This window comes from Methylosinus sp. RM1 (assembly GCF_011378635.1).
GTDB classification, from domain to species: domain Bacteria; phylum Pseudomonadota; class Alphaproteobacteria; order Rhizobiales; family Beijerinckiaceae; genus Methylosinus; species Methylosinus sporium.
Map to the genome: position 1 here is coordinate 38608 of NZ_WOVC01000023.1, position 13978 is coordinate 52585.

General features: G+C 64.0%; 16 protein-coding genes, 1 tRNA gene and 1 pseudogene. 10 read left to right on the forward strand and 8 right to left on the reverse strand.

Going from position 1 to position 13978, the window contains the following annotated elements; all coding sequences use genetic code 11:
- Positions 1–53 precede the first annotated feature (53 nt).
- From FMZ75_RS15065 to FMZ75_RS21940, 4 genes are all read left to right on the forward strand, one after another.
- On the forward strand, positions 54–821 hold the full coding sequence (locus FMZ75_RS15065) for a LamB/YcsF family protein (protein WP_108917648.1): 768 nt from the start codon (positions 54–56) through the stop codon (positions 819–821).
- A 4-nt stretch (positions 822–825) separates the two neighbouring features.
- Positions 826–1554: an allophanate hydrolase subunit 1 gene (locus tag FMZ75_RS15070; protein ID WP_166143931.1), complete on the forward strand. Its 729-nt coding sequence runs from the start codon at positions 826–828 to the stop codon at positions 1552–1554.
- Entirely contained in the window at positions 1551–2582 is a 1032-nt protein-coding gene (locus FMZ75_RS15075) for a biotin-dependent carboxyltransferase family protein (protein WP_166143932.1), read from the forward strand. Before FMZ75_RS15070 ends, FMZ75_RS15075 begins: the two co-directional genes overlap by 4 nt.
- 255 nt (positions 2583–2837) lie before the next feature.
- Positions 2838–2972 carry a hypothetical protein gene (locus FMZ75_RS21940; protein WP_255461818.1) on the forward strand — a complete coding sequence of 45 codons (135 nt, stop codon included), beginning with the start codon at positions 2838–2840 and terminating at the stop codon, positions 2970–2972.
- A gap of 6 nt (positions 2973–2978) precedes the next feature.
- On the opposite strand, the gene FMZ75_RS15080 is transcribed toward FMZ75_RS21940, so the two are convergent.
- Together FMZ75_RS15080 and FMZ75_RS15085 are read right to left on the reverse strand one after the other, a co-directional pair.
- Positions 2979–3683 carry a glutathione binding-like protein gene (locus tag FMZ75_RS15080; RefSeq protein WP_142864626.1) on the reverse strand — a complete coding sequence of 235 codons (705 nt, stop codon included), beginning with the start codon at positions 3681–3683 and terminating at the stop codon, positions 2979–2981.
- A gap of 100 nt (positions 3684–3783) precedes the next feature.
- Positions 3784–4899, reverse strand: a complete 1116-nt coding sequence (locus tag FMZ75_RS15085; RefSeq protein WP_142864625.1) for a PAS domain S-box protein — start codon at positions 4897–4899, stop codon at positions 3784–3786.
- Between the two features lie 119 nt (positions 4900–5018).
- On the opposite strand from FMZ75_RS15085, the gene FMZ75_RS15090 reads away from it, so the two are divergent.
- Positions 5019–5492: a response regulator gene (locus FMZ75_RS15090; RefSeq protein WP_108917653.1), complete on the forward strand. Its 474-nt coding sequence runs from the start codon at positions 5019–5021 to the stop codon at positions 5490–5492.
- Here the strand turns inward: FMZ75_RS15090 and FMZ75_RS15095 are convergent.
- The 6 genes from FMZ75_RS15095 to erpA all read right to left on the reverse strand — a co-directional run bounded on the left by FMZ75_RS15095 (position 5486) and on the right by erpA (position 8664).
- Positions 5486–5854 carry a hypothetical protein gene (locus FMZ75_RS15095; protein WP_166143934.1) on the reverse strand — a complete coding sequence of 123 codons (369 nt, stop codon included), beginning with the start codon at positions 5852–5854 and terminating at the stop codon, positions 5486–5488. The genes FMZ75_RS15090 and FMZ75_RS15095 overlap by 7 nt on opposite strands.
- Before the next feature lie 165 nt (positions 5855–6019).
- Complete coding sequence (locus tag FMZ75_RS15100; protein ID WP_166143936.1) at positions 6020–6346, reverse strand: polyhydroxyalkanoic acid system family protein; 327 nt, start codon at positions 6344–6346, stop codon at positions 6020–6022.
- A 184-nt stretch (positions 6347–6530) separates the two neighbouring features.
- A complete protein-coding gene (locus FMZ75_RS15105; protein ID WP_166143938.1) occupies positions 6531–6800 on the reverse strand; it encodes a hypothetical protein in 270 nt (89 codons plus the stop codon).
- A gap of 413 nt (positions 6801–7213) precedes the next feature.
- Positions 7214–7289, reverse strand: a tRNA-Asn gene (locus FMZ75_RS15110).
- A 91-nt stretch (positions 7290–7380) separates the two neighbouring features.
- On the reverse strand, positions 7381–8277 hold the full coding sequence (locus tag FMZ75_RS15115) for a sugar kinase (RefSeq protein WP_142862356.1): 897 nt from the start codon (positions 8275–8277) through the stop codon (positions 7381–7383).
- Between the two features lie 42 nt (positions 8278–8319).
- Positions 8320–8664, reverse strand: coding sequence for an iron-sulfur cluster insertion protein ErpA (gene erpA / locus FMZ75_RS15120; RefSeq protein WP_166143940.1), 345 nt, complete (start codon positions 8662–8664; stop codon positions 8320–8322).
- Positions 8665–8793: 129 nt separating this feature from the next.
- On the opposite strand from erpA, the gene FMZ75_RS15125 reads away from it, so the two are divergent.
- The 5 genes and pseudogenes from FMZ75_RS15125 to argS all read left to right on the forward strand — a co-directional run bounded on the left by FMZ75_RS15125 (position 8794) and on the right by argS (position 13941).
- Positions 8794–9987 carry a deoxyguanosinetriphosphate triphosphohydrolase gene (locus FMZ75_RS15125; protein WP_166143942.1) on the forward strand — a complete coding sequence of 398 codons (1194 nt, stop codon included), beginning with the start codon at positions 8794–8796 and terminating at the stop codon, positions 9985–9987.
- A 72-nt stretch (positions 9988–10059) separates the two neighbouring features.
- Positions 10060–10281, forward strand: coding sequence for a hypothetical protein (locus tag FMZ75_RS15130; RefSeq protein ID WP_166143944.1), 222 nt, complete (start codon positions 10060–10062; stop codon positions 10279–10281).
- A gap of 436 nt (positions 10282–10717) precedes the next feature.
- A complete protein-coding gene (locus FMZ75_RS15135) occupies positions 10718–11338 on the forward strand; it encodes an imm11 family protein (protein WP_166143946.1) in 621 nt (206 codons plus the stop codon).
- Positions 11339–11631: 293 nt separating this feature from the next.
- Positions 11632–12015 (forward strand): annotated as a pseudogene (locus FMZ75_RS15140) (imm11 family protein); the annotation flags it as partial.
- Positions 12016–12162: 147 nt separating this feature from the next.
- The gene (gene argS / locus FMZ75_RS15145) at positions 12163–13941 is read left to right on the forward strand and encodes an arginine--tRNA ligase (protein WP_166143948.1); all 1779 of its coding nucleotides are present in this window, start codon (positions 12163–12165) and stop codon (positions 13939–13941) included.
- Positions 13942–13978: the final 37 nt, after the last annotated feature.

Sequence of the window (13978 nt, forward strand, 5' to 3'; positions counted from 1 at the left end):
CTCCGATCGGAGCAGATATCGCCGAGGTCGTGGCGCGCGGGAGCCCGGTGACAGTGACAATCGATCTCAACGCCGATCTCGGAGAAGGATTCGGAGCCTGGCGCATGGGCGACGACGAGGCCATGCTCGATCTCGTCACCTCCGCCAATGTCGCCTGCGGCTATCACGCCGGCGATCCCGACATAATGGCGCGTTGCTTCACTCTGGCGAAGGCGCGCGGCGTCGCCATTGGCGCGCATGTGTCCTTTCCCGATCTCGCCGGCTTCGGCCGGCGCCGCATTCCCTATTCCGCCGCCGAGGTGGAGCGTCTCGTCGCCTATCAGATCGGCGCGGCGCAGGCGCTCGCGCTCTATAGCGGCCATCGCCTCACTTATGTGAAATGCCATGGCGCGCTCGCCAATGTCGCGGAGGTCGAGCCGGAGATCGCGCTCGCCGTGGCGCGGGCGATGCGCGCCGTCGACGCCGGCCTCACTCTGCTCGCCATCGCGCGCAGCGAGCAGGTGGCGGCGGCCGAACATGCGGGCGTTGCGATCGCCCATGAAGTCTTCGCCGATCGCGCCTATCTCGACGATGGACGGCTGAAGTCGCGCAGCCAGAAGGGCGCGGTGATCGAGGACCCCGATTGGGCCGCGGCGCGCGCGGTCAACATGCTGAGCGAGCAGGCGATCGTGACCGAGAGCGGCAAGCGGCTGCCGACGCCGATCGACTCCATCTGCGTGCATGGCGACACCGCCCACGCCGTCGAAATGACGCGGCGCCTGCGCGCGGCGCTGGAGCGCGCGGGCTATCAGTTGCTGCCCTTCGCGCCATCGCAGGCGTGAGCCGATGCGCTACGCCGCGCCGCGCTGTCTCGACGCCGGCGAGGCGGCGCTGGTGGTCGAGTTCGGCGACAGCGTCGATCCTGCGATCAACGCCGAGGCGCTGGCGCTGGACGCGGCTCTGCGCGCCGCGCCGCTCGCTGGAATCGTCGAGACGGTTCCGACCTATCGCTCGCTGATGATTCACTACGATCCGCTGGCGCTCACGCGCGCCGCGCTCGTCGCTCATGTCGAGGCGCTGGAGAGAGCGGCGCCGGCGCGCGCCGCTGCGAGCGTCCGCTGGATCATTCCCTGCTGCTACGCGCCGCCGCATGGCGAGGATATCGCGGCGGCGGGCGAGGCGCTTTCGCTTTCGCCCAGCCAAGTCGCGGCGCTTCATGCGGGCGCCGACTATCGCGCCTATATGTATGGATTCGCGCCGGGCTGGTGCTATCTCGGCGGCCTGCCTTCGGCGCTGGCCGTTCCGCGCCGCGCCTCTCCACGCGGGCCGACGCCGCGCGGCGCCGTGCTCATCGGCGGCGGCCTCTCGCTCATCGGCGCCGATCCCATGCCGACCGGCTGGTATGTCCTCGGCCGCACGCCAGAGCGGATGTTCGCGCCGGAGCGCGATCCGTCCTTTTTCGTCGAGGTCGGCGACGCGCTGCGCTTCGAGCCGATCGACGAAGCGACATTTCGCGCGCTCGAGCAGAAAAGCGCGCGCGGCGAGATGATCGCGCGACGTGAGACGATGGCATGAGCGCGCGGCTGATTGCGCGCGCGGCGGGGCCGGGCGTCACTGTGCAGGACGCCGGGCGACGCGGCAGCCTGCGCTTCGGCGTGACGCCGGCCGGGCCGATGGACGCCCGCGCCTTCGCCGCCGCCAATCTCGCGGCGGGCGCCGCTATGGGCGCTGCGGCGATCGAGGTCTCGCTCGGCGGATTGGAGCTGACGGCGGAAGGCGAGACGATCGGCCTCGCCATCGCCGGCGGCGAATTCGACATTCGCCTGGACGGCGCGCCGCTTCCCTCCGCTTGCGCTCTCGCGCTGGAGCCGGGCGCCCGGCTCTCCATTCGCGCGGGGCGGAGCGGGGCCTGGTGCTATGTCGCAATCGCGGGCCGCATCGATCTGCCGCCGACGCTGGGCTCGCTCGCCACGCATACGCGCTCTTCCATGGGCGGGCTCGAGGGGCGGGGACTGCGCGCCGGCGATAGTCTGCCGCTCGCCGATCTCGCCGCGCCGCCGCGGGCGTTGCTGGCGCTCGAGGCGCCTTGGCTCGCCGCCTCGGAGGAGCCGATCCGCGCCGTGCTCGGGCCGCAGGCGGATTATTTCACGCCAGAGGCGATCGGCGAATTTCTGTCGACGCGCTGGCGGGTCGGGCAGAGGAGCGATCGCATGGCCTTTCGGCTGGAGGGCGCGCGCCTCGCTCACGCCAAAGGCCATGACATCGTCTCGGATGGGGTGGCGCTCGGCGCGATACAGGTTCCGGGCGATGGCGCGCCGCTCGTGCTGATGGCGGATCGCCAGCCGACCGGCGGCTATCCGAAGATCGCCAATGTCATCGGCGCCGATATCGGCCGCTTCGCGCAGCGGCGGCCGGGCGAGGCCTTTTCCTTTGCCGCTGTGTCGATCGAGGAGGCCGTCGCGGCGCGGCGCGCGCAGAGCGAGGCGGTCGACGCGGGCGTGCGGCTCCGTCCCATGGGCGGGGAGATTTCGACGGAATTGCTGCTGTCCGCCAATTTGATCGGCGGCGTCGCCGACGCAAATCTGCCGTTGGAGAAAGAGTAGGGTTCGCCCCGCCCGCGATAGCGCGACCGGATTCGCACATCATCGAGCGCTGCGGCCGTCCTGGCCGGGGCAGGATGTCGCGAGGGCCCTCGAGGCCGAGATAGAAGCGCCGCTTCCGACGCGCGCCTCATTCGTTCGGTCGGAGCGCCGGGCCTTTATCGCGCGCGCCGTTGCGCGTAAATTCCAGACCTGCGCCGCCGCGGCGGCGAGAACGATAAAAAAGCGGGCCGCGAGCGCGCGCAAAGGGAGAGCCAATTGTCCTATCTGCAGACGATCTGGGGCTATTTGTCGTGGAGCGACAAATGGGTCCTCGCCATCAATGTCTTTCTCGCCGTCATCTTCTTCGCCTCCTGGCGCAACAAGAAGCGCCGCCAGAAACAGGGCGAGTGAACGCGCTCAGCCGCCGCGCAGGCTCGCCGCCGTCTGGCCGAAGAGGATTTTGCGCTCCTCCTCGGTGAAGCCGTCGCGCGGGCGCGAAACGGCCTCGCCCTTCGCATAGGCGCGCTCGACCGCCGGCCGCGCGCGCATCGTCTCGAACCAGCGTTTCACATTGGGAAAATCGTCGAGATTTTGTCCCTGCCGCTCATAGGGGACGATCCAAGGATAGGCGGCCATATCGGCGATGGAATAATCGTCGGCGATGTAGTCCCGTCCCGCGAGGCGCTTGTCCAGCACGCCATAGAGGCGATTGGTCTCGTTCACATAGCGATCGATCGCGTAAGGAATCTTCTCCGGCGCGTAATTGCGGAAATGATGGTTCTGCCCGGCCATGGGGCCGAGCCCGCCGACCTGCCAGAACAGCCATTCCAGAACGCGTGCGCGGCCGCGCAGATCGCTCGGCAGAAAGCGGCCCGTCTTCTCGGCGAGATAGACGAGCACGGCGCCGGATTCGAACAGCGACACGGCCGCGCCGCCATCGGCCGGCGCATGATCGACGATCGCCGGCATTCGATTGTTCGGCGAGATGGCGAGAAAGGCGGGAGCAAATTGCTCGCCTTTGGAAATGTCCACCGGAACGATTTTATAGGCGAGCCCCGCCTCTTCGAGAAAGATCGTGATCTTATGGCCATTGGGCGTCGGCCAGTAGTGGAGGTCGATCATGTCGCGGCTCCGTGTCGCGTGAGGGGAGCGAGTAGCGAGTAGCGAGTAGCGAATAATTGCGCCGTCGATCGCTCCGCCGTTATTTTCTACTCGCTACTCGCTACTCGTTACTCGCTCTTCCCAACGGAATCGCGACATAGAATATCGATCCGAGCCCGGGCTGCGACGTCACCGACAGCCGCCAGCCATGGCGATCGGCGATCGATTTGCAGATCGCCAGGCCGATGCCGGTGCCGGGATATTTGCCTTTGGGATGCAGGCGCTTGAACGGCTCGAAGACGAGATGCTCGTATTTGCTCTCGAAGCCTATGCCATTATCGGCGAAGGAAACGACGATCTCGCGCTCGCTCTGCGTCGCCCGGATGACGACGTCCGGCGCGCAATCGGGCTTGCGATATTTGAGCGCATTGGAGACGATGTTATGCGTCAGCCGCGCGAATTGCGAGCGGTCGGCGCGAATGGGGACATGCGGCGCCTCGATGCGCAGGCGCGCGTTGGTTTCCGCGATCGTCTCGGAGAGATCGTTCACGGCGAGCTCTATCTCCTCGCGCAGATCGAGCTCCTGCACATTCTGCGCGTCATTGATCGCGCGCGAATAGGTGAGAAGATCGTCGACGAGCTCGCGCGCGCGCAGAGCGGAGGAGCGCATGACGCTATTGGCGTAGCTCATGTCGGTCGCATTGGCGCTGGAGATCGCATGCTCGAGAATATCGGAGAAGGCGGCGATCTTGCGCAGCGGCTCCTGCAGATCATGCGAGGCGACATAGGCGAATTGCGCGAGCCGCTCATTGGCGCGCTCGAGCTCCGCCGCGCGTTGCGACAGCGCATTCTCGGCCTCTCGTCGCGCCGTGATGTCGAGCACGGTCGCCAGCACGATGGGGCCGCTCTCGCTCTCGATCGGCGTCAGCCCGATCTCGACCGGAAACTCGCTGCCGTCGCGGCGCGTCGCCTTGAGATCGCGGCCCACTCCCATCGGTCGCTTGCTCGGATGGGCGAAGAAGCTCCGCCGCAAGCTGGCGTGTGTCGCCCGCATATGCGCGGGGACGAGAATATCGATGGACTTGCCGACCAGTTCGTCGCTACGATAACCGAACATTCGCTCGGTCTCCGCGTTGACGAATTGGATGAGGCCGTCGGCGCTGCTGACGATCATGGCGGCGGGCGCCGATTCCACCGCCAGGCGAAAGTGGTCGTCGCCTATGCTGTCGAAACTCATCCTCGCACCCCTTTCGTGCGCATTCGCGACGCTCGTCGGCTGCGCGCGGGGCGGCCGCATCCTATCTTAGAGGAAACAGCGTCGGAGAAACGAGCGCAATCGAGAAGATGGGGATTGTGATGTCGGCTGTCGAGACGAAGAACCGGGCCTGCCGCGTTTTAATCATCGAGGACGATCAGGACGACGTCTTCTTGTTCAAGCGAGCGCTCGAATCCGTGCGTTCCATGCTGGAGCGCGACATAGAATGCGAGCAGGTGGACAATGGCCTCGATGCGATCTTTCTCGTCTCGCGCGAGGAGATCACGGACAAGCTTCCGGATGTGCTGGTGCTGGACCTCAACATGCCGCGGCTCGACGGGGTGAAGTTTCTCAAGTCGCTGCGCCGCTCGCTGCTGCTGAAGGACTTGCCGGTCTATGTGCTGACGACCTCGACCGCGCCGTCGATCCATGAGGAGGCGATGCGCGCCGGCGCCGACAAGGTCTTCGTCAAGCCCAACGATGCTGAGGCGCTGCTGGCGATCGCGCTGGAGATCGTGACCTCGGCGCTGGAGCGCCGCTCCGGCGGCGAGAACGCGACGCCGACGCTTCAGTAATACCAGAGGCCATTGTGCAGCCCGCGCGGCGACTGCGGCGGCGCCGGGCGCGGCGGCGGGGCGACGTCGTCGCCATAGCCATAGCCGCCATACGGGGCGCCATAGGCGTAGGGCGCTTGTCCCGGGTAACCGCTCCCCGGATAATCGCCCGCATTCCGGTGACGGCTGCGCTGGCGCTCACGCTGCTCGGCGAGACGCTCGCGCGCCTCCCAGAGATCATGGCGGCGCTGTTCCTCGGCGGCCCGGGACTGTTGCGGGGCTGCGCTCTCCCGGGCGCGCGGGGCGCCGAAAGGCTCGGCCTCGGCGGCGGTCGCGAGCGCGACGCCGGCGACGATCGATGCGACGAGCAGGACTTTCGACATGGAGCGGCTCCGATCATGAATCGAAGCGCAGTCTAGACCATGGCGCCGCCGATCGTCCGCGCCGCGCGCGGATGTGGTTAAGCGCGCCTCTCGCTCGCCGGCGCGCCGCAAGATTTTTTTCAATTTTTGTGCAAGATTTTTTCATTTTGTGGATGGTCGCCGAGCTCAGCCCTTCGGCCGATGATCGATCCGCAGCGCCTGGCCGGCGCGATCGGCCAGCGCGGATTGGATGCGGCCGGTCAGCGCGGCCAGAATCCACGGCATCCAAACCTCTATACGCAGCGAATCGGCGAGCACGTCGATGCGCGCCTGCATATTGTGGCCGAAGGCGCCGATTTTCAGATCGGCGGCGTTTTCGGTCCAGGCGACTTCGGAATGGGCGAGCTTGTCCACATAGTCCCGCCGCAGCTGATCGAGCCCGGCCGCGACGCGCGCCCGCGCGGTTTCGACGCCGAGATCATGGCTCACGGTGACGACGATGGATTTTTGCATAGCGAGGCTCCCGTGCCGCCAATCTAGGCGCCGAGAGACGGATTTCACAGGGGCCGCTCCCCTATCGGAATAATTTCAAGCAAATCCACCGAAATTCACGCAGGGTCTGCGGTTTGCCCGAGGGGTTCGAAGGGCCGATCTGCAAGGAGCGAAGGGCGGCTTCGACCGCCCTTCGTCCGATTGTTCAGCGATTATTGCTGCCGTTGTTGTTACCGTAATTATTGCTGCCGTTGTTGCTGCCGTAATTATTGCTGCCGTTAAAGCTTCCGGCATTCGAGTTGCCGTTGTTGCTGCCGACGTTTCCGCTTCCGTTTCCGCTTCCGCGATTATAATTGCCATTGTTGCTGCCGACGTTTCCGTTTCCGTTTCCGTTGCTTTGAGCGAAAGCGGGAACTCCGAGCGCGGAGGAGCAAACGAGGCCGATAGCAAAAGCCAACACGATTCCCTTCAGCATTGTGATTCTCCGAGTCTATTAAGATATAAAACAACTATATGATAGTCTTAATAGCGATTATGTCAATCCACGGTGGATTAGATATTTCACGTATTTAGATATATTAATAACTGTAATCAGTTTTATCACATATATATTATCAACGCGTAGCTATTACGTATCGGAAAACAGCTAATGGCAGGGATGTTGCTAGAGCGCGACGATCGTCGGAGCGAGAGCGGAGCGCTTTTCCTGGCCAGCATCATCTTTTGCGGATGATGGTTTTCGATTTGATGAATGAGGTGAGCCGGCGCTACACGGGATCGTGGACAGAAGCGCGCGGGCTCGGGTCTCGGCCGTAGCGACGCGCTGGCGAATATCGCGGGTCTGAAGGGAAGTGCGGCCTTTGCCGGACGCTGGCGGAAAAAGGCAACTGGCTCCCCGAGCAGGACTCGAACCTGCGACCCAGCGATTAACAGTCGCTTGCTCTACCGGCTGAGCTATCGGGGAACGGTGGCGGGCATATAGCAAGCTCTAAGCACTCTTGCCAAGCCCTGTTCGCAGCCTTTCTCGATTTCCTTCACATTCGCCCACAAGCCTTTCAATCGGCAGGGGGAAAAAGCGCGAGTGTCGCCACTATGTCGTTTTGCGAGGGCAGACCGGCCTCATTGCCGAGGTGCTGAATCTTGTAGCCGGAGGCCACGCGCGCGAAGCGGAAGTGCTCGCGCCAGGGCGCTTCCGGCCGCTGGAGATAGGACGCCATATAGGCGCCGTGGAAGACATCGCCCGCGCCGGAAGTATCGACGATGCGCTCCGCCGGCACAGGGAGGGAAGGCAGGCGCTGCACCTCGCCATTCTCGTCGTACCAGAGCATTCCGCGCTCGCCATTGGTGACGCCGCCGATGCGGCAGCCCTTGCTCTTCAAAAAGGCCAGCATGTCGGCCTCCGATAGATTCATCTGCTCGCAGAGCCGCTCGGCCACGATGGCGACGTCGATGAACTCCAGCAGATCGGTGATTCCCGGCCGCAGCGCGCCGCCGTCCAGCGAGGTCAGCGCGCCCGATTCGCGGCAGGCGCGTGCGTAATGCAGGGCGGCGTCGGCGATATGCCCGTCGCTGTGCAGGGCGCGCACTCCGGTCAGATCGAGACGCGGGAAATCTTCGAGGAATTTATTGTCGCGGGCGCGCAATATGGCGCGCTTGCCGTCCTTGGGCAGGACGAAGGAGAGCGAGGAGCGCCGCACCCGGCGCGGATGCACGCGCAGCCCATAGGTCGCGGCCATGTCCATGAACATATGGCCGAGCCAGTCGGGCGCGAGCTGCGTCAGCAGATCGACGCCGTCGCCGATCAGCTTGGCGCAGGCGAAGGCGGCGGTCACGGCGTTGCCGCCGAAGGAGACGGCGTAATCCTCCGCCACATCCTTTTCGTCGCCCTTGGGCATGACCTGCGTGCGCATGGTCACGTCGATATAGGAATGGCCAATGAATAGTGACTGCAAGCGAGGACTCTTCGATAGGAGGAGAGGAGGAGGAGGGCGTCGTCAGACCGAGAAGCTGGAGCCGCAGCTGCAGGAGGCCGTGGCGTTCGGATTCTCGACGCGGAAGGATTGGCCCATCAGATCCTCGACATAATCGACGCGTGCGCCGGCGATATAGGCGGCGGAAATCGAATCGACGACGAGCCGCGCCCCGTCGCGCTCGACGATGATATCGTCTGCCTTGGGCTCGGTCTCGATCGTATAGGCGTATTGCAGGCCGGAGCAGCCGCCGCCATCGACGGAGAGACGCAGCGCCTTCGCTTCGGCCTCGCCGGCGAGAATGGCGTTGATGCGCTCGGCCGCGCGCTCGCTCATCTCGATCTTCGCAATCGTCGCCGTATCGGTCATTTGGGCGCGCCTTCCTCTTTTTTGGCTTTTGTCTCGCCGGCCTCGTCGCTTGCGCTTCACGGGGCGGGCGGGATATGCGAAGCGAAAATATGGCCGCCCGCGTGACCTTGCAATGACAGGAGCAGACGATTGGCGATCGAAGATCCCGCCGTCCGCGGCCGCGCCCCTTGCGCCAGCGACCCTTCGGCCTCGCGCGGGCGCCTTTTTCCCGAACCGGCCTCGCCGACGCGCAGCGAGTTCCAGCGCGACCGCGACCGCATCATCCATTCGACGGCCTTTCGCCGCCTCGCGCACAAGACTCAGGTCTTCGTGCCGCTGGACGGCGACCATTTCCGCACGCGGCTGACCCATACGATAGAGGTGGGGCAGATCGCCCGCGCTCTCGCCCGGGCGCTGGCGCTGGACGAGGACCTCGCCGAGGCGGTGGCGCTCGCCCATGATCTCGGCCATACGCCTTTCGGCCATGCCGGCGAGCATGCGCTGCAGCGCTGCATGGAGGCCTATGGCGGCTTCGACCACAACGCCCAGGCGCTGCGCGTCGTCACCCTGCTGGAGCGCCGCTACGCCCGCTATGACGGGCTGGACCTCACTTTCGAGACGCTGGAGGGCCTCGTCAAGCACAATGGCCCTTTGCGCGGCTCGCGCGCAAATCGCGCGCTCGACCCCTATGTGGCGGAGTTCGACGCGCTGTTTCCGCTCGAGCTGGACACATTCGCCGGGCCGGAGGCGCAGGCGGCCGCGCTCGCCGACGACATCGCCTATGACGCCCATGACATAGACGACGGGCTGCGCGCAGGCCTGTTCTCGCTCGAGGATATCGCCGCGGTCCCCTTCATCGGCGTGATGCTGGACGAGATTCGCGCCGTCTATGGCGCGCTGGAGCGCACGCGCGTCATTCACGAGCTGGGCCGGCGGGTCATCACCCGCTTCGTCGAGGACGCCATCATCCAATCTCAGAAGCGCCTGCGCCTCGTCGGGGCGAAAAGCGTCGAGGATGTGCGCCGCGCCGGCGTGGCGACGATCGCCTTCTCGCCGCCCATGGCCGAGGCGGACCGCTCGATCAAGGCCTTTCTATTCCCCAAAATGTATCGGCACGAGAAAGTCGTGGGCGTCTGGGACCGCGCCGAGCAGGTCATCTCGCGGCTTTTCCCCGTCTATTTCGACGATCCGGCGCAAATGCCGCCGGAATGGGCCGAGCTCGCCCGCGCCGAGGAGGGCGCCGCCCGTGCCCGCCATGTCGCCGATTACATCGCTGGAATGACCGACCGCTATGCGCTCGGCGAATATCGCAAGCTGTTCGGGGAGAAAATGTCGCTGGGCTGAGGGCCGACCGCAGCGCGCCTTGACGGAACCCTTCGCGCGCCCGACCTCCTGGTTCTGACCCGGGAGGCTCCCATGCTCGTCATCGAATTCGTCGGCGTCGCTCCAGAGGGAATGACCGCGCAGGTCATCGATCGGATGAACACCGACATCAGCGACGTGCGCAAGGCGGTCACTCACGCCAAGTCGCTGTTCTCGAATGTGATCATCCAGCGCAAGCACAAGCCGCTGCCGCATGGCTTCCGCATTTTGGACGGCGATGGGCGGGAGGTGGCGAGCTGGAGCATAGACGAGTGAGCGGCGTCATGGGTTGAACGATTCGGCGTGGTCTCCGTCTCCCTGCTCGCGCTGTCATGGCCGGGCTTGTCCCGGCCATCCACGCCAAGCAACTGAAAAACCGTTTAAAAGCTCCAGTCGTCGACGGATTCTTCCCGCGGCGGGCGCCGCCGTAACGTCGGCGTCACGCCATATGTCTGAGACGCCTCGGCGTCCCGGCGTGGATGGCCGGGACGAGCCCGGCCATGACGTCGCGGAGGCGAGGAGTATGCGTGCATTCGATTGCGCTCGCGGGGAGAAGGAATGCGGCGAGCCACGCGAACCAATCAGCCAGAAATCGTATGAGTCGCGCGACGCCGATATCCGCTCGGTCGCTTCCTGCGGGGAAATCATATAGAGAAAGATCGAACGGCCCTCGCAGCGCAAGACGAGCATGACACGCCCAGTCTATTATGAAATGATTCCCGGCGACTGGGATGGCGAACATTGCGGTCTCGTGGTCGAGCCGACATCGGAAGCGCGCTCGGATTTATGGTGCGGTCGTGGCGTCGGCCCCCAGTCTTGGCCGGACGGATTCCATAAATTGCCGAGACATCCCTATCAGTTCACCGAGGCCTATGAGACCCCGCGCCTGCTGATCTTGCCGCGCAAGAGAGGCAAGCCGCCGATCGACTGTTATTTTTACAGCGGCCTCTGGTTCGTCTCGCGGCGTTTCAAGGAGGCTATCGAGGCCATCGACCCCGGCGCTTACGACATTCGGCCGGCCGAGACGATCATGCCGGACGGCGCGCCGGGACCGGAATATTTCATTTGCAGTGTCACCCGGATGCTGGATGCCAAATGTATCGTCGACATGGAAAGAAGCGAAGGATTACAGATCGTTCAGCATCCATCGGGATCGCTCGACTATCGAATTCCGTCATTCGGCGATATCGAATTCAAAGAGCTGCCGAGTACTACTTGTTTTTTTCGGATGACCGGTTTCGGACAAAGAGTGGTCTGCAACGCCGACGCAAAAAAACGCCTGCAAGCCGAGAAATTCAAGGGCGTCCATTACTCGAGATTGGGTAAGCGCTGATGCTATATAATAGAGAGGACGATCGAGAATGAGCCGTCCGGTCTATTACGAAATGACACCCGGCGATTGGGGAGGCGGCGAGCATTGCGGTCTCGTGGTCGAGCCGGCATCAAAAGCGCGCTCGTATTTATGGTGCGGTCGCGGCGTCGGCCCCGAGTCCTGGCCGGACGGCTATGGAAAATTGCCGAGACATCCCTATCAGTTCGGCGACGCCTATGAGACGCCGCGCCTGCTGATCCTGCCGCGCAAGAGCGGCAAGGCGCCGAACGACTGTTTTTTTTTACGGCGGCCTCTGGTTCATCTCGCGACGTTTCAAGGAGACGATCGAGAAGATCGACCCCGGCGCTTGCGACATTCGGCCGGCCGAGACGATCATGCCCGACGGCGCGCCGGGACCCGAATATTATATTTGCAGCGTCACGCGGATGCTGGAGGCCAAAAATGTCGTCGATGTGGAAAGAAGCGAAGGCTTGCAGATCGTTCAGTGTCCAACGGGATCGCTCGACTATCGAATGCCGTCGTTCAGCGATATCGAGTTCAAAGCGCTGCCGAACGCCATTCGATTTTTTCGAGTAGCCGAATTCGGACAAAGAGAATTTTGCGATTTCGACACGAAAAAGCGCCTGCAAGCCGAGAAGTTCAAGGGCGTCCATTATTCGAGAATGGGCAAGCGCTGAAGAGCGGCCGATTGTCGCGCGGCCGAGCCGCTGCGCCGGGGATCGCGCGATTGCGACGGTTCCGCTGAGCGCCCGCCGCTCCGGGATGCGTTCGCCGCGCCAGTCTGCTAAACCGCCGGCCACGAACCCCTTCGGCCCGGACATTCGATGAACATCTTCTCCGACTTCCACGTCGCCATCGCTGCCATTCTCGATTCGATCAAGGCCTCCGGCCGCCTGCCGGAGACGCTGGATTATTCGCGTTTCGTCGTGGAGCCGCCCAAGGACGCCGCCCATGGCGATCTCGCCACCAACGCCGCCATGGTCTTCGCCAAGGAGGCCAAGGCCAATTTCGCCAATCCGCGCCAGCTCGCGGTGGAAATCGCCGCGGCGCTCGCCGACCTGCCCAATGTGGCCGAGGCCGAGGTCGCCGGGCCGGGCTTCATCAACATTCGCCTGAAGCCGAGCCTCTACGCCGATGTGCTGCGCGCCGTGCTGAACGACTGCGAAGCCTATGGAAGGCCGCAGGGCAGGGGGGCGCTCACGGGCAAGATCAATGTCGAATATGTCTCGGCCAATCCGACCGGGCCGATGCATGTCGGCCACGGCCGCGGCGCGGTGTTCGGCGATGCGCTGGCCAATCTCCTGGCCTTCGCGGGCGCGGAGGTGACGCGCGAATATTACATCAATGACGCCGGCGCTCAGGTCGACGTTCTCGCCCGCTCCGCCTTCCTGCGCTATCGCGAGGCGCTCGGCGAGACGATCACGATCCCCGAAGGCCTCTATCCCGGCGACTATTTGAAAGCCGCCGGCGAAGCCTTAGCGAAACAATATGGCCGCGAGCTTCTCGATAAATCCGAGAGCGAATGGCTGGAGCCGGTCAAGCGCGCGGCGATCGACGCGATGATGGCGATGATCCGCGACGATCTCGCCGCGCTCGACATCACTCATGAGGTCTTCTTCTCCGAGCGCACGCTGCATGAGAAGATCAATGGGCTGTCGGAGATCGACAAGGAGATAAACGAGCTGCGCGCGCGCGGCCTCGTCTATGACGGCCGCCTGCCGCCGCCCAAGGGCCAATTGCCGGATGATTGGGAGGATCGCGAGCAGACCTTGTTCCGCTCCACCGATTTCGGCGACGACGTCGATCGTCCGCTGAAGAAATCCGACGGCTCCAACACTTATTTTGCGGCCGATATCGCCTATCATAAATCCAAGATCGACCGCGGCTTCACCGCGCTCGTCGATGTGTGGGGCGCGGATCATGGCGGCTATGTGAAGCGCATGACCGCGGCGGTCGCCGCGCTCTCGGACAATAAGGTCACGCTCGATGTGAAGCTCTGCCAGCTCGTCAAATTGATGCGCAATGGCGAGCCGGTGAAAATGTCCAAGCGCGCCGGCGATTTCGTCACTCTGCGCGAGGTGGTGGACGAAGTGGGCGTCGACGCCGTGCGCTTTATGATGCTCTATCGCAAGAATGACGCGCCGCTGGAATTCGATCTCGCCAAGGTCATCGAGCAGTCGAAGGACAATGCCGTCTTCTATGTGCAATACGCCCATGCGCGCGCCAAATCTGCCGTGCGTCAGGCGCTCGGCGCTTTTCCCGATCTCGATCTGACGCCCAAGGCGCTCGCCGCCGCGCCGCTCGATCTGTTGCAGGACGAAGGCGAGATCGCGCTCGCCAAAGCCATTGCGCAATATCCGAGGTTGATCGAATCGGCCGCCGCGGCGCATGAGCCGCACAGAATCGCCTTCTATCTCTACGATCTCGCCAGCGTCTTTCATTCGCATTGGAACAAAGGCAAAGATCGGCCACAATTACGCTTTGTTAATGCAGATGATAGAAATTCGACCTATGCGCGGATGGCGTTGGTCGTTTCTTTGACTTGCGTCCTGGCGTCGGGTTCGAGACTCCTAGGCGTGAGCGCCCCCGACGAGATGCGGTGATCGCGGCCGGCGCTTTGCAAGAGCGCGGCGCGCGCTC